Source organism: Ancylomarina sp. YFZ004, assembly GCF_054254355.1.
Genome location: NZ_JBTCHQ010000047.1, coordinates 1 through 420, shown reverse-complemented (window position 1 = coordinate 420; position 420 = coordinate 1). Strand labels below are relative to the sequence as shown.

Below are 420 nucleotides of genomic sequence, written 5' to 3'. Positions count from 1 at the left end.
TTATAGAATAAGTACCAGCAAGTGCGGCAGCATCTAGGTTCAAACTTGAACCTGTGCCTAATCCTGTTGTTCCTCTTTTCCACTCGTAAGATAAAGGTTCTGTTCCTGCAGTTACATTAGCATTAAAACTCTTACCTGCTCCTATACATAAAGTTTCACTAGAAATATCAGCAAAAAGAACTTTCTGATAAACTTTTACTTGAGCAACACTTGAAAGTTCTGATCCATTGATTAAAGCTCTAAACTTCCAACCATCCATACTATATGTAGATGGATCGATTGTCAACACATTTGATACATCTCCAGCAGAAAATGTCGCCATTGTTATATCATCATGTAAACTGATTGCTTGATAACCTGAACCATCATCATACTGCCAATCACAGGCTGTTACGATATCCTTAAACTTTACCTCAAAAT

Annotated in this window: 1 protein-coding gene; it reads right to left on the bottom strand. The window is 36.4% G+C overall.

All coding sequences use genetic code 11. The features are described 5' to 3' along the window. On the bottom strand, positions 1–420 hold a 420-nt coding region (locus ACXR6G_RS20150; RefSeq protein ID WP_458363253.1), incomplete at both ends, for a hypothetical protein.